Here is a 17,412-nt window from a genome sequence, read left to right on the forward strand (position 1 = left end):
TAAAATAGTGCATAACACTAAAAACTCACCTTTGCACTTCTTTACTGCTAACTCATAATGACTAATAAATTGACACTATTTTAAATTTGAATTACCCATTTCTTAAGTCCCATTCCGCAGTTCTCCCAGCTTATATTTCTGTTACTTCCGCACTGTTTCTTGAAAAAACCAGGATTTTATGAGGCTTTAGACTTACTCAAATTAAATTCAACTCTTTTTTTGCATTTGCATTATAAGACTTTGGTCTTCCAGGCGCATCCATTTTCAAAAGTTTGAATATCTAATATTTCAGCTCTCTTCCCCTCTGAATATTCGCCAAATTTCGCGCTTTACTGCGAAAGACTTATTGACAAAAGGAGAGCGAGGAATATATTGTAAAGGAAAATTATCCTTCCGTTATATTGATAACAACATATGAGGCAAAATTCACCGAAAGGGAATGACGCAAAGCCATGGATCTACAGTCTCACTATTCTGGTGAGATCATGACAGCCAGGTTGCTGAAAAACTATGAACGTCCGGGAACCCGCGTTCAGATATGGTGATTCGTGCGACAGGCCTGTGCTCCTATTTTGAGTACAGGTTTTCTATTGCTAGCATATATCAAATAACAACTTGTGGGGTGGATGTTCTGAAGACAGTTGCAGATTATATGGCGGAAGCATTACACGATCTTGGGGTAACACATTCTTTTGGTATTATTGGTAAGTCCATTTGCCCTATTGCTCTCAAACTTGTTGACTACGGCATTGAGTTTATTCCCAGTAGGCATGAGTCCAGCTCCGGTTTCGAAGCAGGCGGCTACGCACTGAAAACAGGCAGTCTCGGGGTAGCCTTCGGCACCTCCGGTCCAGGCGGAACGAATCTGCTCACCGCAGCGGCACACGCCAAGGCCAACAATCTCCCGGTCCTCTTCATTACCGGTCATCAGTCCATTAAAGAGCTTGGGATTCCCCAGTGTCAGGATTCCACATCCTATCTTGCCGATTTGGCGGATATGTTCAGACCGGCAACTCTATTCAGTAAGCTTGTTGAACGGGGGGACCATTTCAGCACCATTTTCAATCATGCCATATCTATCGCACTTGGTGACAAAAAAGGACCTGTCCATTTATGCATTCCGTTTGATGTTCAGACCGAGCGGCTTGAAGAATGCCGGATTGTCCTGCCGCAGCGCGAAAAACTCGTCAGCTACGCGAACTACGACCGGGTCATTTCAGCTATCAATGCGTCCAGCAGACCACTGATCATTGCCGGCAAAGGCGTTAACCGCTCCGGTGCGCACAAGGAACTGGTTCAGTTAGCCGAGACCTTCAACATACCTGTGGTAACCTCACCTGGCGGCAAAGGAGCCATTGCATCAGATCAACCGCTGTATCACGGTCCTGTAGGCGTTGGCGGATGCACGCACGGCGATGAATTAATGAATGATAGTGATTTGTTTATCGTACTTGGCTCACGGCTAAGCGATATGACCATATGCAATCTTAAGCGTGAGAATCATCCGGAGCAGTTAATCCAGTTTGATGTTGATCCTACCTTCGTCGGTAAAATCCTAACTTCCTCCACCATCTCTGTCGGCGGTGATTTGCGGGATAATCTGGAGCTGTATCTCGAAAAAATCGATCATTCTGCTATTACCAGACATGAAAGAAAGATCTTCAATTCCTATACTGAAGAGCTGCCTCTGTTGCCCAAACTCTCTCTGGCTTCGGTAATGAGCACGATGAGCGATTTGATTCCTTACAACAGCAGTGTGTTTGTAGATGACGGCAGCCACGGCTTCAATGCGGTCAAATGGTTCAATGTGAAGAAACCGGGCAGCTTTATATTTGATGCTTACTTTGCCTGCATGGGTAATTCAATCGGTATGGCTATCGGCGCCAAGGCTGCTTCCCCGGAAGAGACTATCTTCTGCATCACCGGTGACGGCTGCTTCATGATGCTCGGTACTGAAATAAACACTGCGGTTTGCAAGAATATCCCGGTCATTTTCATTGTGGTGAATAATATGCAGCTGGATATGGCACTCAAGGGTATGGAAAAAACAACCGGCCGGATCGATGGAACCATCTTCGAAGTTCCTATGGATGCCGTAAAGTTTGCTGAATCCCTGGGGGCCGCCGGCTTCCGTGCGGAGACGCAGGAGGAGTTTGCTGCCGCAATCAGCCAGGCTGTTGAACTTAACCGCGTTGCCGTCATTGAACTGTTGACCGACCGTGATGAAATGCCTCCTACTGCCCACCGTACACTGGATCTCAATTAGACTGTATCTTACAGATTTTCTAACTTACTATCAGGAGGCAAACAAGTGAATATGAACGTAGACAGCGGACTGGACCATTTCACCAATCTTTCCGGGGACTATGGGGCCAAAGCCCTAGCTCCCATTAAAGAGCATTTTCCCGAATTAGCCGAGTATATCATGGGCAACGCATACGGTGATATTTTTCAGCGGACCACCATCGGTTCAGACTGGAAAGAAATTGCTGTCATCTCTTCTTTGATCACCATGGGACAATTTGAGCAGTTGGGGGTTCACTATGTAATGGCACTCCGCGTGGGGATGACCGTTGATCAAATTAAAGGTATCCTGCTTCATCTGACACCTTGCATCGGCGCACCCAGAGTGATCTCGGCATTCAATGTTCTGCTGGAGACGCTGGAAGAAATTCGTTAAGTAACAACAAAATATTACATCATTCGACTTTTGTATTGCGCATTTAAGAAATATCTGGTTATAATGAAGGCAAAATATCCCAAAACCAAGTTCATATTGTCGAATCTAGTCGCATGAACGTAGTTTTTCGGGATATCAACATGATGAAATATCAGATTACTCTGAATAGTCATGCAATTAAATTACGGGAGAGATGAACATGGGACAATTTATTTTGAAGACAGACACTGCGAAGAAAGTAATTAACATCGAGCTGGAAGGAACCTTCTCGAACGAGGACGGTCTTAAATCCATACAGGCCTATCAGCAAACCATCAATCCGATTAATCCTTCTGAATATGCACTGGATATCGATTGCCGCAAGCTCAATGTAACCGCTCCTGATGTTGTGCCGTTGCTCGAAGGCTGCTTCATCATGTTCAAGGCCGACGGCTTCCAAAAAGTGAGCCTGACCCTTGAGAATAACCCTATTCTCAAAATGCAGCTGGCGCGTCTGGGCCGCAAAGCTGGACTCGAAAACCTGGAAATCACGTCTACGGTACAAGCTTAGGTTAACTTATTTTTAAACCATTATTAGCGGTTTGAAACGCAAAATTCGCTCACGAAACCAAGTGTATGCTTACGGGCTACAAAACTTTTAGGAGGTTCACTATGGCAGGGATTCGCATTAAGGACATTGATATCTATCATCCAAGCAAAAGCATCGGCAATGACTTCTTCATTCAGCACTTCGATGAGAAGGGAATTGATATCCGTGGCCTGCTGGCTGCTCTAGGCCGTGAAAACCGCTACAGTATCGACAGCAAGGATGAGAACTCCCTGACGATGGCTTTTGAAGCCGCAAGCAATGTACTGGACAAGACCGGCCTGACCGGCGCAGACATTGACCTGATCGCTTATGCAAGCCAGACTCCTGAATACATTTTCCCAACGAATTCATTGATGATTCACCGCCTGATTAATGGCGCATCCCACACGATCTGTATCGACAGTAATGCCAACTGTGCAGGAATGACCGCTTCCATGGAACAGGTCAGCCGCCAGATGATGGCGAACCCGAGAATCCGCCGTGCACTTGTTATCGGCTCTGACTACGTTGCCCCGCATGCCAACAAGAATGACCCGGTATATTACGCCAACTTCGGCGATGCTGCTGCCGCACTTATTCTGGAGCGTGACGAGAATTCTGTAGGTTTCATTGATTCGATCTATCAGACTGATACCTGCGTCTACGGCAACTCGCTGTTCCCGGCGGAAGGTTTAGCTAATCTCGGACGTACAGGTGTGGCTGCCGGAGAGTTCAATGTCAAGTTCATTCCATTCGATGATTCTATCTGCGTGGATGCTGCTTCAGAATCGATCATCACACTGCTGAGCAATAACGGAATCGCACCTGAATCCATCAAGGCTGCCTGCTTCTCGCAGCTGTCACTTCCGAACATCAAGGCTGTTGCCGGCAAAACCGGAATTGACTCTGATGCAGCCGTCTACATCGGTGATGAATTCGGCTACACCTCTACCAGCAGCCCGTTTATCGCGCTGCACAAGGCAGTGACTACTGGAAAGCTCGAACGCGGAGACAAGGTCCTGTTCTGGACCGTAGGCGCCGGATGGCAGAATGTCGCTTTTGTAATGGAGTATTAATCTTACCAGTTGAACTTGTACTTTCATGTGCATATCAAAACAGCCCGCAGCAGATTTTCTGCCAGCGGGCTGTTTTGATATGTAGTTATGAGGGCAGTCCTTCATGCTTCTCCCAGCCCATGGTCCGTGACACGGCATCCTGCCAGGCGTTGTAACGGCGTTCTCTCTCTTCGGCTTCCATCTGTGGCGAGAACACCTTCTCAGCCTTATTGAAGCTCTCCAGTTGCTCACGGGTCCATATGCCGGAGGTGAGTCCGGCAAGCAGCGCAGCGCCGAGCGCTGTAGTCTCCGCATACGTTGTGCGGGTTACCTCGCTGCCGAGAATATCCGCCTGGAACTGCATCAGCAGATTATTGCGCACGGCGCCTCCGTCCACCCGCAGGCCGCTGAGCGGCATGCCGGCGTCTTTCTCCATCGCACCAATGACATCACGGGATTGAAAGGCCAGCGACTCCAGCGTCGCACGGACAAGGTGGCCGGCAGTCGTGCCGCGTGTCAATCCGAACACTGCGCCCCGGGCATACATATCCCAGTAGGGTGCGCCAAGGCCAGTAAAGGCCGGCACGACCACAACACCCTCACTGTCCTCCACCTCACTCGCCTTCTCTTCCGAGTCAGCCGGAGCTACGATCAGCCCAAGGCCCTCCTGGAGCCATTGCACCGCTGCTCCAGCCACGAACACACTGCCCTCAAGGGCATAATAGAGCTCATCCCCCATGCCCCAGGCGACCGTGGTCAACAGGCCATGACTCGAAGCCACTGCCTCTGTGCCTGTGTTCATCAGGATAAAGCAGCCTGTGCCGTAGGTGTTCTTGGCACTGCCAGCCTCCAGGCAGGTATGTCCGAACAGCGCTGCCTGCTGGTCCCCAAGCACAGAACGGATAGGGATATCTGCACCGAACCACTGCTTGTCTGCAGCTCCGAAGTCCCCGCCTGACATCCTCACCTCAGGCAGAATCGAGGGCGGAATGCGCAGCGCTTCGATCAGGCCTGCATCCCATTTGCGCTCATGGAGATTGTAGAGCATGGTACGCGAAGCATTGGTGACATCCGTAGCGTGCACAGCACCTCCGGTAAGCTTCCAGATCAGCCAGCTGTCTATGGTTCCTGCCAATAGTTCGCCTTGGGATGCGCGCTCCCGCGCTCCCGGCACATGGTCCAGGATCCAGGCCAGCTTCGTTGCCGAGAAATACGCATCGATGACAAGCCCGGTCTTCTCCGCGATCTCTCCGGTCATCCCCTGCGCCTTAAGCTCCTCACACTGCCCCGCTGTCCGGCGGTCCTGCCAGACGATGGCCGGATAGATAGGCGTTCCGGTAGCCTTGTCCCAGATCAGCGCCGTCTCGCGCTGATTGGTAATACCGATGGCTGTAATACTGTCAGCAGGAGCGGAGCTTGCCGCAATAGCATCTCTGCCCGCAGCCAGCTGACTCTCCCAGATTTGCTCCGGATCATGCTCTACCCAGCCCGGCCGGGGAAAGGATTGTTTAATCTCGTATTGCCCCTGCGAGATCATTCCTGCCTCCTCATTAAAGAGGATCGCCCGTGAACTGGTGGTACCTTGGTCCAAGGATAAGATCATTATGCACAGCCTCCTGCAGCCTCAGCTTCTAAGATATGTTCCACGATGAACAAGATTAATGTGGTGGTTTCAACAAAAAGCACCTCTGCTGTCAGAGGCGCTGTCATGCATTGTCCGGATTTACTGTTTTTCGACAGGAAGCCGCAGGGTAAAGGCGGTGCCTTCTCCAAGCTTACTGGAAGCAGTGATGCTCCCATGATGCGACTCGACGATATTCTTCACGATTGCAAGTCCCAGACCGGTTCCTCCCGATTCTCCCCTGACACGTGCTTTGTCGGCTTTGTAGAAGCGTTCGAAGATATACGGCAGATCCTCAGGCGTAATTCCTACCCCCTGATCCCTGATCACAATCTCCAGGTACCTCCGGCCTTCCTGTACAATGGAATCCGCTGTAATGGAGATCCGCTTATCGGCCGGGGTGTGGCGGAAGGCATTGTCGAGCAGATTGGTGAGCACCTGCTCCAGCTTGTCTTCATCGGCTGCCTTAAGGAGCAGGTCTGTCCCGGGTCTCTTCAGCTCCAGAATAATATCCCGTTCCTTGGCTCTGACCGAGAACTTGCGGTACACGCGTTCCAGCAATTCCCCCGCGTCCACTTGCGCCTTCATCATATCCGTATGCCCTGCTTCCATGCGGGCCAGATCCAGCAGATCCTTGACCAGCCGTCCCATACGCAGGGACTCATCATGAATCACCTGAACCAGCTCGCTGCTCTCCTCCGGTGAAGAGGCCATTCCATCCAGCAGTGCCTCGCTGTAGCCCTGCATCATCGAGAGCGGTGTGCGGATCTCATGCGAGACATTGGCCACGAAATCGCGGCGCATTTTCTCCAAACGCACTTCTTCGGTCACATCCCGCAGGACAGCTACCGCTCCCCGGAGGTTATCCTCAGAATATAGAGGCGCCATATGCACAGACCATACGCCCTGCCGGACATGAATATTGGAGCGCTGGTCGCCTCCCTGGCTGAGCGTACTGTAGAATAGCGGCCGCAGCGGGGGAGGCACATCACCAGATGGTCCAACCTGCGGATACATTCCGCTATCCTCTTCCTCTTCCTGCTCCCAGGTAAGATCACTCCAGGTTTCCAGAAGCGTCTGGCCGTGCGGATTAGTGAGAATAATCTGTCCCTCTATATCGAAGGTGATTACCGCATCGCTCATACTGCGCAGGACGCTGGACAAATGCCCTTTTTCATTATTTAAACTGCGTATATTCTCTTCCAGCTCTTCTGCCATGTGATTAAAGGATGTAGCCAATTGACCGATCTCATCACTGGTGACCAGCGTCAGTCTCGTTCCATATTCGCCGCGGCGGATATTGTTGGCCGCCTCAATCACCTGCTGCATCGGCTGGGTAATCTTCGTAAACAGGAATAAGGCAAAGAATGTCGTTAAGGAAAACCCGATCATACAGGTATACATAAACAAACGTTTGATCGCCCCGGAATTGGCGAAATTACTGTCGATGTAGGGCAACAGGAACAGCCCCAGCGTAATGAGCACGACAGCAACCAGACAGATGATCGTGATCCACAGCTTACCGACAAGACTTCTCCAGAAGTTCACTTATTTAGGCACCTCAAGCTTATAGCCGACTCCCCATACCGTAGTGATCATAGCCGCCGATTCCGGGGATACCTTATTCAGTTTCTCGCGAAGCCGCTTGACATGGGTATCCACGGTCCGCAGGTCTCCGAAGAATTCGTAATTCCACACATCCTTGAGCAGTTCCTCACGCGAGAACACCTTATCCGGTGAGATCGCCAGATAATGCAGCAGCTCATATTCCTTAGGGGTCAGACTTACCTCCTGGCCGCCGGCGGTTACGCGGTGTGCATCATGCTCAATAATGAGAAACGGGAAGACGATATTATTGCTGGAATTGCTCTCTTTGGATAGAAAAGCAGTTGCTGAAGAACGGCGCATAATCGCCTTAACCCGGTATATCACTTCACGCGGGCTGAACGGCTTCACGACATAGTCATCTGCGCCCATTTCAAAGCCCTGAACCCGGTTAATCTCTTCGCCCTTGGCAGTAAGCATCAGGACCGGTGTAGACTTGACTCCTCTTAGTCTGGTCAGCACTTCAATCCCGTCGATGCCCGGCAGCATGACATCCAGCAATATCAGTCCATAGTCATTGGCTGTTGCTTTGCGCAGAGCAATTTCTCCGTCTTCGGCCTCGTCAATTTCATAACCTTCTTTTTCAAGATACATTTTGAGCAGGCGGCGGATGCGTTCTTCGTCATCCACCACCAGAATTCTATTCAAGTGCTCTGCCATTTACACAACAACCCCTTCATCAAATACAGTAGAACGTTTCCCTATATCTTGTGCGTGCCGGAGAATAAAGTACACTCAGTCTGTCCCCGCATAAGAATGAAGTCCGGCGATAACAAGATTAACGCCAACCAGGGTAAACATTACGATTAGAAAGCCGAGTACAGCGAGCCAAGCGGACTTGCGTCCCTGCCATCCGCGGGCCAGCCGCAAATGGAGATACGCACTGTAGAACAACCAGGTGACGAGTGCCCATACTTCCTTCGGGTCCCATCCCCAGAACCTGCCCCAGGCCACTTGAGCCCATATCATTGCAAAAATCAAAGCCCCCAGCGTAAAGATCGGGAAACCGATGGCGATCGCCCTGTACGTAATTTCATCAAGGTCATTCTCATCAATTCCGTCGAGTACCGGATGAATAGCTTTACCCAGCGGCTTGCGGACAGCCAGGCGGAGAATTCCATACAGAATCAGCCCGGACAGCAGCGACCAGATAACGGTATTGAACTTGCGGCCGGCATTGACCCCGTTCATCCAGGATGGAGCTTCGAAGAGCGGTTCTTTTATGCCAAGAAACGACTGGAAGCTCTCAATTTCGCTATGGTAAGGTGCCACAATCGGCGGCATTTTATAACTCACTTTCTCTATTGTACTATCTTCCTGCCCGGGGCTGTCAATCGTAACGTTGGTGCGGACAAAAACAGATTCATACCCGGCACCGCGGAACGCAAATACAGATCCAAGAAACCCAATTATAACAATGATTGAGAAGAGAGTAAATTCGACAAGTCTCTGCTGCTTGCGGTCACTGCGTTCACGGCTGTCAAAATTCACTGTCCGCAGAAGATACATCAGACCGGCGGCGAAGCCTACCGCGAAGAAGGATTCACCCAGTGCTGCCAGTGTGACATGGATATTGAGGTAGATCGATTTCAAAGAAGGGATCAGCGGCTGTACTTCCTGGGGAAACACTGCCGCATAAGCCATCACAATAATGGAGATCGGAACTGCGAATACACCGAGAATAATCTTACGGTAAATCGCAAAGATCACTGTAAAGGCAACCATAACCATCATCGATAAGAAGGTCATGAACTCATACATGTTGCTCACCGGGATATGGCCCGAGCCCATCCAGCGGGTAATGAAGTACGCCAAGTGGCATAGCAGCCCAAGTGAGGAGGCGATAAAAGCAACTTTTCCCCAGCGTGCGGTATGCTCCTCCGGCTTCCTGCCGGACCATCTGCGGCCCATTATGGCGATGGTGAACAACATGAAAGCTCCGCTGTACAAAAAGAATGCGGCTATAAAGACGTCACTGCTGAAATCGAGCAAGCTCATGCCAGGCCTCCTCCGTTGTCCAATGATTTTTCATCGACTGTCATGTCTATCTTCTGGAGAATAGAAACGATCTCACGGCGGAAGCCGAACCAGTTCTTGTTCGTATGGCCTCCGAGTACCAGCTCCCCGCTGTCGACGGTCAGCCAGATGCGCCTGTGCTGCCAGTAGAAGCCGAGGATCAGCCCCAGCATGATAATGCCCGCACCCACCCAGACAAAAGGCATGGCACGGTCCACTCTCACATTGAGATAGGTGGTGGATTCCGAGAAATCAACGTCGCTCATGCTGCCGACCTCAAGCTCCAGGAATCGCCCGCTGCCGCCAAGCTTGTCGTTGATGGCTGACTGCTGGAATTGCTCCTTATCTACCTGCTTCGGAAAATAGAAGTACTGCTGCCCGTCCGCCGGAAGCTCCGGCCCCTTAATGAGGAAGAGGAATGCAGGGGCATTCGGATAAGGTGATTTGGACACCGGCTGGCCATCATCATTCAGTCCGAAATCCATATATTTCTCCTTCAGCTCCAGCGTATATGGACCCGCCTGGAAGCTGCGCTGCGGATTCTTCATATCCAGCTCAAACTTGCCGTAGATCTCACCGGTGGACGAATTGACCAGGCCAGGCTGTACAGAACGCAGCACAGGAGTCAGGTCATAATCAAACTGATACGCTTTCAATCCGTTGTAGCTGAGCGGTGAATTCACCTGAATGTCATGGCGGGCCACTTCTGTAAGCTGCGGCTCTTTGGACGGGTCCGTACAATCCGCAGTGCATTCATAGAGAACCGCCTTGGTCTCGTAGAGCTTCGGAAGAACCTTGGTGCCTCTGAACTCCTCCGGCATCTCTTCTTCCGTATAGAATTCAACGGTGAATTTCTCATTCTTCAGGTAGAGGCTGGTATCTGGTATCTTTACCGTCTCACCTTGCGGAAAAGCAAGATGCTGATCCATATTCAGTCCCGGAAGTCCCCTCGCCAGTACAGCGAGTAAAAAAATAATTAGACCGATATGTATTACATAAGGTCCCCAGCGGCTGAAACGGTGTTTCTCGGCCAGTAATGCGCCGCCCTCCGTCCGGACGCGGTAACCTTTCTTCCTGAGCGGCTGGACGATGCGTGCCACCCACACCTCCGGCTCCTCTTCCACTTGCGCTGTGAGCACCAGCTTCTGACGGGTCAGAAACTGCCGGTGCTTGCGGATCTTTTGCCGGGTCAATGCCTTGTACAGCGGAAGCACCCGGTCCAGGCTGCAGATGACCAGTGAAGCTCCGATCATCACGAGCAGCGTCACAAACCACCAGGATTCATAGGTATGCGAAAGGCCGAGTCTATAATATATATTCCCGGCTGTTCCGTACGTTTCTTGATAATATGTTGAAGCGTCAATATTCAGAAAAGTGCTCTCTTGCGGAAAAATCGTACCCAGCATAGCACCCAGCAGGGTCAGCACAATCAGATAGATGGCGATTTTGACCGAGGAAAAAAAGTTCCAGACCCTGTCGATCACCCCGGGACTTACGCGCTGTGACCGGCGGGCTACACCGTCGTAACGCATCTCCAGATTCTCGGAAGAGTTCACTTCCTTCTCATCCAGCGGCTTGCCGCAGGCTTCGCAGAGGACGGTTCCCACAGGATTCTGATGCCCGCATTCGCATTTGGTATTGCTGATCAGCGGCGTACGCTCCTTCATTCTCCCACCAGCTTCCCGATTTGCTCGTCAAGCGAGCTCAAATCCAGCTGGCCGATATGAATGCTGTCCACCTTGCCCTTCGTATTAATGAAGAAGGTGGTGGGCAGCGGAGATACCCCGTAGCTGCGGACGGCATCGCGCCCCGTATCCATCACAACCGGAAAATCGATATCCACCAGCTTCACGAAATTGTCCACCGTCATCTGATCCTCGCCTACATTCACGCCTACGACCACTACACCCTGGTCTTTCCACTTCTCCCACTGAGCCTGCAGGGCCGGCATCTCCTTCACACAGGGAGCGCACCAGGAGCCCCAGAAGTTAAGCACTACCGACTTGCCTTTGTATTCCTCCAGCGTATGGGTCACGCCGTCCAGCCCTAGCAGCTCAAAGTCCGGCGCTCTCCCGCCTTCCCTGGGTTTGCCGTCTCCTCCAAACACCGAGGAACCGATTGCATAACCCCCGAGCAGAAGGATTAGAAATAGTATCACGATTTGGATTGGCTTTCTGGCTTTGCCCACACGCGCTGCCCCCTTCTGTGACGCAACTCATTACTTTAGTTGTTAGGTGTGAACATCCTATGAACATTATAACGAATATTGTCACAGTTTTAGGAGGGGGAATTGTGAACTTTATGTGTCTTTGCGTGTCGTATTCTCTCTTAGCGCTCCGGCTTTGGCGATTTGCTGCAGATGATTGATTTCATCCTTGGTCAAATGGCGGTATGAACCGCGCTTCAGGTTCTGAAGCAGGATATCTCCGAAGGAAATCCGCTTCAAACGGATTACTGGATGCGCAATCGCTTCAAACATCCGGCGAACCTGACGATTGCGGCCTTCGTGAATTGTAATGCTGATGACAGCTTCTTTATTAGCTTCATCAATGTCTTTGTATTCCACCTCCGCCGGAGCCGTCATGCCGTCTTCCAGCTTGATGCCGGCCTTCAGCTTGTCCAGCGCCGTGCCGTGCGGCACACCCTTGACCGTGGCCAGATACGTCTTCGGCACGTGATGCTTCGGATGCGTGAGCAGGTTGGCAAACTCACCGTCATTCGTCAGCAGCAGCAGCCCTTCCGTATCATAATCCAGACGGCCTACAGGGTACACACGCTCTGTAATGCCTTTCAGGTAATCGGTTACCACCTTGCGGCCCTTGTCATCGGATGCACTTGTAATTACACCCTTGGGCTTGTTGAACATGATGTAGATTTTGTTCTCGCCCCGGATCAGTCTACCGGAGACCTTAATAATATCTGTTGCGGGGTCCACCTTCGTGCCAAGCGTAGTTACGAGTTCCCCGTTGACTTCCACTTTACCGGCCAAAATCATTTCTTCACATTTGCGTCTGGACGCAACACCTGCTTGCGCCAAAATTTTCTGTAATCTTTCCATTTTCGACTACTCACCTCAGGTTAATGATAACCATCGGAAGGATAAATCACAAGATCATTCCATGGAAAAAATGCTCCCGGACAAGTTTTACTATGCGGTTCAACGAGTAATGGCGTAATTTGATAGCGCCCTGCCAGCTCCAGAATCAGTTTACCTGCCGCAAACAGCTGCTGCTGGCGTTCCTGCGGCTGCGTAATCTCATCCGGCTCCCCGTAGTTGCCTTCCAGGCAGATATGGATATGTTCTGGGTCTGTCAGCAGCGGCGCAGCGTAGATCGTTCCGCCCAGCCCGACCCAGAAGTCAAAACCCTTGCCGTTAATAGACGGACAGCGGGAATGATGCAGAATAAAGCCTTTGTATTCCATCCCTTGTCGTCCTCCCTCCGTATTGCTGAAATAGCATATGAAACGGGAGGGCGCGGGGTGATGGCCGGTTGTTAAAATCTTTGGGGCTCGTGGAGGGGGCGTGGGAGCAGACGCAAGACTCGAGGGCCCGGACCGTGAAGGGCGGGCGCGGGACGTGAGGCGCAAAAGCGGGGCGAGGTGCGGGAACAGAGCTCGGCACGTGAACGGGCGCTGACTAATCGTTACTCCGCCAGCACCAAGCAACCCCAGTATAGATTAGAACAAACAGTCCTCCCCCGGTGTGGCGGGTGAGGACTGCAGGGGCAAGCGGCGGCTGCGCAGCGCTTGGAACAGGCGTTAAGCCTAAGTAAATATTGGAGCTAAGGGTGGTTTCAGCTCTCGTACCACTTACACCATTCTGAAATCCTGCACTAAATACAACAATCCCTAAACGATATCTGCCTAAATCGAGAATTGTTGTATAAAAGGCATGATTTCCCCTTCTTTTAGGAGAATGATGAAGAAATTCTTGTATTTCATACAACAATCCTCCAGTAAACCGGCTTTTCGCTGTATGCAAGTTGTAATTCTTACAACATTTTGCCTGATGCCGGTTGTCAGCGAGACATCGAATGCTTAACGGAGGATTCTTAAGAGCGGGCTAATGCAGGTGGCCGCATGCCGGATCAAATGAATGAAAACAAATGCATAATCCCCCTTATCCGAACACCAGCAGACAAACCGCAATAGCCGCGATAAAGCCGACTACATCCGAAAACAGGCCCACCTTAAGGGCATAACGGCCGTTGCGGATTCCTACAGCACCGAAATATACAGTCAGCACATATAAGGTTGTATCCGTGCTGCCCTGTATAGTAGAAGCAATCATACCGATCAGAGAGTCCGGTCCGTGGACGCGGATCAGGTCTGTGGTATAGGCAAGTGATCCAGTGCCCGTCAGAGGGCGCAGGAGACCGAGCGGGAGGACTTCAGCCGGAATCCCAAGGCTCTGCACAAGAGGGCTTACAAAGCCCATCAGGAAGTCCAGCGCACCCGAAGCGCGGAAGACACTGATCGCGACCAGCATGCCGACCAGATGGGGGATAATCGCAATGGCGGTGCCGAATCCGTCTTTCGCGCCTTCGACGAAAGATTCATAGACAGGAACCTTGCGGGAGAAGGCATACAGCGGAATAAAGGTGACCATCACCGGAATCGCCCAGGCGGAGATCAGACTGATTAACTGGAACAAGGAAGGCTCACCCTTTCACTGAAGAATGTGGGAGCGTTGCGCTCCCTGTCGCTGAAGCAGTGCCGGCCCTGATGGCAGGCGGCGGTCCGGGCGGCCTGCGCAGCAGTGTCAGACGGCGGCACAGCCTGTCCGCAGCAATGGCGGCAAGTGTAGCCACCGCCGTGGCCGCCAGCGTGGTGCCGACGATTGCCGCCGGGTCAGCCGATCCGTAATTCAGCCGGATCGCAATCAGGGTTGCCGGAATCAGCGTGATACTGGCAGTGTTCAGTGCAAGAAGGGTACACATGGCAGGCGTTGCGGTTTCCTTATCCGGATTAAGTGTCTGCAGCTCCTGCATCGCCTTAATGCCCATAGGTGTAGCGGCATTTCCGAGCCCCAGCAGGTTAGCGCTCATATTGGAGAGGATGTAGCCGATCGCAGGATGGCCTTTGGGCACATCCGGAAACAGAAACGAGACTACCGGTCCCAATACTCTGGAGATCTTCTTCAGCAGGTCTGCATCCTCCGCAATCCGCATAATCCCCAGCCAGAACACCAGCACACTGATCAGCCCGAAGCTGACGGTGACCCCGCTCTTCGCACCGTCGAACACGGCAGCGGTGAACTCGTTCATCCGTCCGTTAACCGCTGCAAATACAAACCCGATCAGGATCATCCCCAGCCAGATTCCATTTAACATGCTTATCCCCTCCTCCAGCTCTATTCTTCTTATCTCCCCTAGCCCTCTGCATAACCCCACTTTAGAAATCGGCTTAAAGTTAACCTGTACAGATGCTGCTATCTGAGTATGATATCTTGCTTTAAAGTTATATTACTCCGGGGGAATAGCGGGATTTATGTTACATATTCTCCGGCTCTCGGCAGTTTTGTGGATTTTCGCTGCTTCATTCCGCCCATCCCCTTGGCCACCTAACGCCCCTCCCGCCATGAGCAAGACACGATAAGGTGGTTTATCTTTGGCGCTAGTAGAACACTTATTGAGCTATAGTTGAGCATTAGTTTTGCGTCCGATTTAAACTAGTGAAAACCGCTTTGATATATCGCTGCTGAGGGTTGCCGAGACATGATCACAGTATATTAGGTATGCTTAATTGCACTTTGTACAACTAAAACGTCTGCTCTTTCAACCGGCCACCCGTTTAGTTGTATTTCGTACAATTAAATTACCTTTGCACCTTGGTTCTCGCCCATTAGGGCAGATTTAGTTGTACAGACTACACTTAAAAGATGCAAGCAGCCCTTTTCGCTGTTATTAATTGCACATTATACAACTATCTCTGATCTTCGCCGCTCTGGAACAAGGCTCGCAGCGCGCTGCCGAATGCCTGCAGCCAGTTATCCGCCGGATAAGCAGTTCCTCCCGCAGGACTGTATTTCTTCTCGTAGGCGGATGTTTCCGGCGGCAGCTGGCTTGGCGTATACACGGGAACCCGGCCGATTTCCTTGCCGCCAAGCTGCATTATAATCACACCCTTCAGCCCGAAGCTGCTGGCGTTGGCGCTGCTACTGGCGCCGGTGCCGCTATTGCCACGCGCATCCGCCACCCCTGCACTCTTCTCCTCACTAAGTACCAGCTTCGTAATTAGCCTTGCCTCTTCCCCTTGTCCGAGCGGATAGGCGAAGTCCTTGCCGGTAACCAGGCTGTAGCCGCTGACAGCTTCTCCGCGTTCCACTAAGGTCTTGAGCGGATAGTGGTTGAAGCCGAAATCCAGCAGCGCCGAATGGTCATTCCAGTCATTGCCGTCATTGAGCGTAACAGCGACAAGCTGCTGGCCGTTTCTGGTGGCAGAGCTGACCAGGCAGCGGAGCGCTTTTTTGGTATAACCCGTCTTCACACCGTCCGCCCCTTCGTAGAGGCGCAGCATTTTATTTTTATTACTCCATTTGTAATCCCATTTCTCATACGGATTGTCCGCCGTCTTCTCTTTGGTGGCCACAATCTCCTTGAACACGGGGTTATGCATCGCATAAGCAGTCAATACAGCCAAATCATTTGCGCTGGAATAATGCCCTTCGGCATCAAGCCCGTGCGGGTTGGCAAAATGCGTATGGGTTAAGTTAAGCGCCTCCGCCTTGGCATTCATCAGATAGACAAAGCCCTGCTCGGAACCTCCGACATGCTCAGCAATTGCGGTTGCCGCATCGTTGCCCGAACGCAGCATTAATCCATACAGCATATCCTCCAGCGTCATTTCTTCGCCCTGCTTCAGATACAGTGAAGAACCTTCCTTGGCAAAGGCATTTTTGCCGACCTTGACCTTTGACGTCAAATTACCGTTTTCTATCGCTACTAGTGCAGTCATTATTTTGGTCAAACTGGCAATCAGCATCGGCTCATCACCGCGGCTGCTGTATAGAAGTCTTCCCGACTCCACATCAATCAGCGCCGCCGCTCTGGCATGAGTAGAAATCGAACTGTTCTCTGCCCGGATAGAAGACAATGGCACCAGTGCAAGCAGCAGTAAACACAAAATTAAGGAAATCAACGATTTACGGGTTAATGTCTTCATGTTCATCCTCCGGCTTCTTATCAGGTCTAGGGCAGCGGTTCTTCCGTCTTGCCTGGTTGTACAAGTGTATGCGGTACGGGGGACTGGTATGTCCCATCCGCTTCTGTCCGTCAAAAAAGGGATATCACCTTTGAAAGGCGATACCCCCGCTTATACATAACCGTCAGCTTCCTGGCGGTGTGTTAATGTGCCGACGAGTGAGTGGTTGGCTCAGTTTTGACTACAGTTTTGGTCACCTCGGCAACATGGGCATCATTCCCCACAGGAATGCCGCCTGGCTGGAACATATTCTGGATTTTATCGATCAGGTTAGGTGTGGCATCAATAATTTTCTCGAACAGATGGGTTTGATTGTCAAGCGGCACAATATGTACCCCATCCCTGCCCACTACCAGAAAAGCGATTGGACGTATGGATACACCGCCCCCGCTACCGCCTCCGAAGGGAAGCATTTTGACTCCGGTTCCGCTGCCGTTCACGCCCGGAGCATCGTCTTCCACCCGGAAGTCACTGCCGCCTGCGGCAAAACCGAACGCAACCTTACTGATCGGCAGAATGATACTGCCATCCGGCGTTTCTACAGGATCACCGACAATCGTATTTACATCAACCATGCCTTTGATATTTTCCATAGCCGTCTGCATGAGACCTTGAATAGGATGATCTGACATTGTTTTTCTCCTCCTCGTGTGTATATAAGTGT

At 51.4% G+C, this 17,412-nt stretch carries 16 protein-coding genes and 1 riboswitch; of the genes, 4 read left to right on the forward strand and 12 right to left on the reverse strand.

Translation table 11 applies throughout. The features are described 5' to 3' along the window. Nucleotides 1–408 precede the first annotated feature (408 nt). Nucleotides 409–505: riboswitch (cyclic di-GMP riboswitch) on the forward strand. 117 nt (nt 506–622) lie between these two features. The 4 genes from PBOR_RS22590 to PBOR_RS22605 all read left to right on the forward strand — a co-directional run bounded on the left by PBOR_RS22590 (nt 623) and on the right by PBOR_RS22605 (nt 4,324). After that, nucleotides 623–2,266 carry a thiamine pyrophosphate-binding protein gene (locus PBOR_RS22590; RefSeq protein WP_052429605.1) on the forward strand — a complete coding sequence of 548 codons (1,644 nt, stop codon included), beginning with the start codon at nt 623–625 and terminating at the stop codon, nt 2,264–2,266. Nucleotides 2,267–2,317: 51 nt separating this feature from the next. Further along, nucleotides 2,318–2,680 carry a carboxymuconolactone decarboxylase family protein gene (locus PBOR_RS22595; RefSeq protein WP_039301873.1) on the forward strand — a complete coding sequence of 121 codons (363 nt, stop codon included), beginning with the start codon at nt 2,318–2,320 and terminating at the stop codon, nt 2,678–2,680. A gap of 199 nt (nt 2,681–2,879) precedes the next feature. Continuing rightward, nucleotides 2,880–3,230, forward strand: a complete 351-nt coding sequence (locus tag PBOR_RS22600) for a hypothetical protein (RefSeq protein WP_042215586.1) — start codon at nt 2,880–2,882, stop codon at nt 3,228–3,230. 101 nt (nt 3,231–3,331) lie between these two features. Beyond that, a complete protein-coding gene (locus tag PBOR_RS22605) occupies nt 3,332–4,324 on the forward strand; it encodes a 3-oxoacyl-[acyl-carrier-protein] synthase III C-terminal domain-containing protein (RefSeq protein ID WP_042215588.1) in 993 nt (330 codons plus the stop codon). Nucleotides 4,325–4,409: 85 nt separating this feature from the next. Here the strand turns inward: PBOR_RS22605 and glpK are convergent, their stop codons facing one another. The 12 genes from glpK to ytfJ form a co-directional block, all read right to left on the reverse strand. Then, a complete protein-coding gene (glpK, locus tag PBOR_RS22610) occupies nt 4,410–5,906 on the reverse strand; it encodes a glycerol kinase GlpK (RefSeq protein WP_042215590.1) in 1,497 nt (498 codons plus the stop codon). Nucleotides 5,907–6,026: 120 nt separating this feature from the next. Continuing rightward, the gene (locus PBOR_RS22615; RefSeq protein WP_042215593.1) at nt 6,027–7,472 is read right to left on the reverse strand and encodes an ATP-binding protein; all 1,446 of its coding nucleotides are present in this window, start codon (nt 7,470–7,472) and stop codon (nt 6,027–6,029) included. Continuing rightward, the gene (locus PBOR_RS22620) at nt 7,473–8,189 is read right to left on the reverse strand and encodes a response regulator transcription factor (protein ID WP_039301726.1); all 717 of its coding nucleotides are present in this window, start codon (nt 8,187–8,189) and stop codon (nt 7,473–7,475) included. A 75-nt stretch (nt 8,190–8,264) separates the two neighbouring features. Then, nucleotides 8,265–9,527 (reverse strand): cytochrome c biogenesis protein CcsA, encoded by a 1,263-nt coding sequence (gene ccsA / locus PBOR_RS22625; RefSeq protein ID WP_042215595.1) that lies wholly within the window; start codon nt 9,525–9,527, stop codon nt 8,265–8,267. Continuing rightward, nucleotides 9,524–11,212 (reverse strand): cytochrome c biogenesis protein ResB, encoded by a 1,689-nt coding sequence (resB, locus tag PBOR_RS22630; protein ID WP_042215599.1) that lies wholly within the window; start codon nt 11,210–11,212, stop codon nt 9,524–9,526. The genes ccsA and resB overlap by 4 nt, the downstream gene beginning before the upstream one ends. Continuing rightward, nucleotides 11,209–11,733, reverse strand: coding sequence for a thiol-disulfide oxidoreductase ResA (gene resA / locus PBOR_RS22635; protein ID WP_042215601.1), 525 nt, complete (start codon nt 11,731–11,733; stop codon nt 11,209–11,211). Before resA ends, resB begins: the two co-directional genes overlap by 4 nt. A 111-nt stretch (nt 11,734–11,844) precedes the next feature. Further along, a complete protein-coding gene (locus tag PBOR_RS22640) occupies nt 11,845–12,603 on the reverse strand; it encodes a pseudouridine synthase (protein ID WP_042215603.1) in 759 nt (252 codons plus the stop codon). A gap of 20 nt (nt 12,604–12,623) precedes the next feature. After that, on the reverse strand, nt 12,624–12,968 hold the full coding sequence (locus tag PBOR_RS22645) for a peptidoglycan recognition protein family protein (protein WP_042215605.1): 345 nt from the start codon (nt 12,966–12,968) through the stop codon (nt 12,624–12,626). A gap of 697 nt (nt 12,969–13,665) precedes the next feature. Continuing rightward, nucleotides 13,666–14,154: a spore maturation protein gene (locus PBOR_RS22650; RefSeq protein ID WP_042141358.1), complete on the reverse strand. Its 489-nt coding sequence runs from the start codon at nt 14,152–14,154 to the stop codon at nt 13,666–13,668. Between the two features lie 52 nt (nt 14,155–14,206). Next, nucleotides 14,207–14,878 carry a nucleoside recognition domain-containing protein gene (locus PBOR_RS22655; protein WP_042215607.1) on the reverse strand — a complete coding sequence of 224 codons (672 nt, stop codon included), beginning with the start codon at nt 14,876–14,878 and terminating at the stop codon, nt 14,207–14,209. A 592-nt stretch (nt 14,879–15,470) separates the two neighbouring features. Continuing rightward, nucleotides 15,471–16,715 carry a D-alanyl-D-alanine carboxypeptidase family protein gene (locus tag PBOR_RS22660; RefSeq protein ID WP_042215609.1) on the reverse strand — a complete coding sequence of 415 codons (1,245 nt, stop codon included), beginning with the start codon at nt 16,713–16,715 and terminating at the stop codon, nt 15,471–15,473. A gap of 176 nt (nt 16,716–16,891) precedes the next feature. Next, nucleotides 16,892–17,380: a GerW family sporulation protein gene (gene ytfJ, locus PBOR_RS22665; protein WP_042215611.1), complete on the reverse strand. Its 489-nt coding sequence runs from the start codon at nt 17,378–17,380 to the stop codon at nt 16,892–16,894. Nucleotides 17,381–17,412 lie beyond the last annotated feature (32 nt).

This window comes from Paenibacillus borealis (genome assembly GCF_000758665.1).
GTDB lineage: Bacteria > Bacillota > Bacilli > Paenibacillales > Paenibacillaceae > Paenibacillus_AQ > Paenibacillus_AQ borealis.

What these genes read in the sequence shown, in the direction of transcription:
- PBOR_RS22645 (WP_042215605.1), bottom strand. Translation starts at nt 12,968, where the DNA reads ATGGAATACAAAGGCTTTATTCTGCATCATTCCCGCTGTCCGTCTATT.
- resB (WP_042215599.1), bottom strand. Translation starts at nt 11,212, where the DNA reads ATGAAGGAGCGTACGCCGCTGATCAGCAATACCAAATGCGAATGCGGG.
- PBOR_RS22605 (WP_042215588.1), top strand. Translation starts at nt 3,332, where the DNA reads ATGGCAGGGATTCGCATTAAGGACATTGATATCTATCATCCAAGCAAA.
- PBOR_RS22620 (WP_039301726.1), bottom strand. Translation starts at nt 8,189, where the DNA reads ATGGCAGAGCACTTGAATAGAATTCTGGTGGTGGATGACGAAGAACGC.
- PBOR_RS22595 (WP_039301873.1), top strand. Translation starts at nt 2,318, where the DNA reads ATGAACGTAGACAGCGGACTGGACCATTTCACCAATCTTTCCGGGGAC.
- PBOR_RS22600 (WP_042215586.1), top strand. Translation starts at nt 2,880, where the DNA reads ATGGGACAATTTATTTTGAAGACAGACACTGCGAAGAAAGTAATTAAC.
- PBOR_RS22650 (WP_042141358.1), bottom strand. Translation starts at nt 14,154, where the DNA reads ATGGTCACCTTTATTCCGCTGTATGCCTTCTCCCGCAAGGTTCCTGTC.
- ytfJ (WP_042215611.1), bottom strand. Translation starts at nt 17,380, where the DNA reads ATGTCAGATCATCCTATTCAAGGTCTCATGCAGACGGCTATGGAAAAT.
- ccsA (WP_042215595.1), bottom strand. Translation starts at nt 9,527, where the DNA reads ATGAGCTTGCTCGATTTCAGCAGTGACGTCTTTATAGCCGCATTCTTT.
- glpK (WP_042215590.1), bottom strand. Translation starts at nt 5,906, where the DNA reads ATGATCTTATCCTTGGACCAAGGTACCACCAGTTCACGGGCGATCCTC.
- PBOR_RS22655 (WP_042215607.1), bottom strand. Translation starts at nt 14,878, where the DNA reads ATGTTAAATGGAATCTGGCTGGGGATGATCCTGATCGGGTTTGTATTT.
- PBOR_RS22640 (WP_042215603.1), bottom strand. Translation starts at nt 12,603, where the DNA reads ATGGAAAGATTACAGAAAATTTTGGCGCAAGCAGGTGTTGCGTCCAGA.
- PBOR_RS22660 (WP_042215609.1), bottom strand. Translation starts at nt 16,715, where the DNA reads ATGAACATGAAGACATTAACCCGTAAATCGTTGATTTCCTTAATTTTG.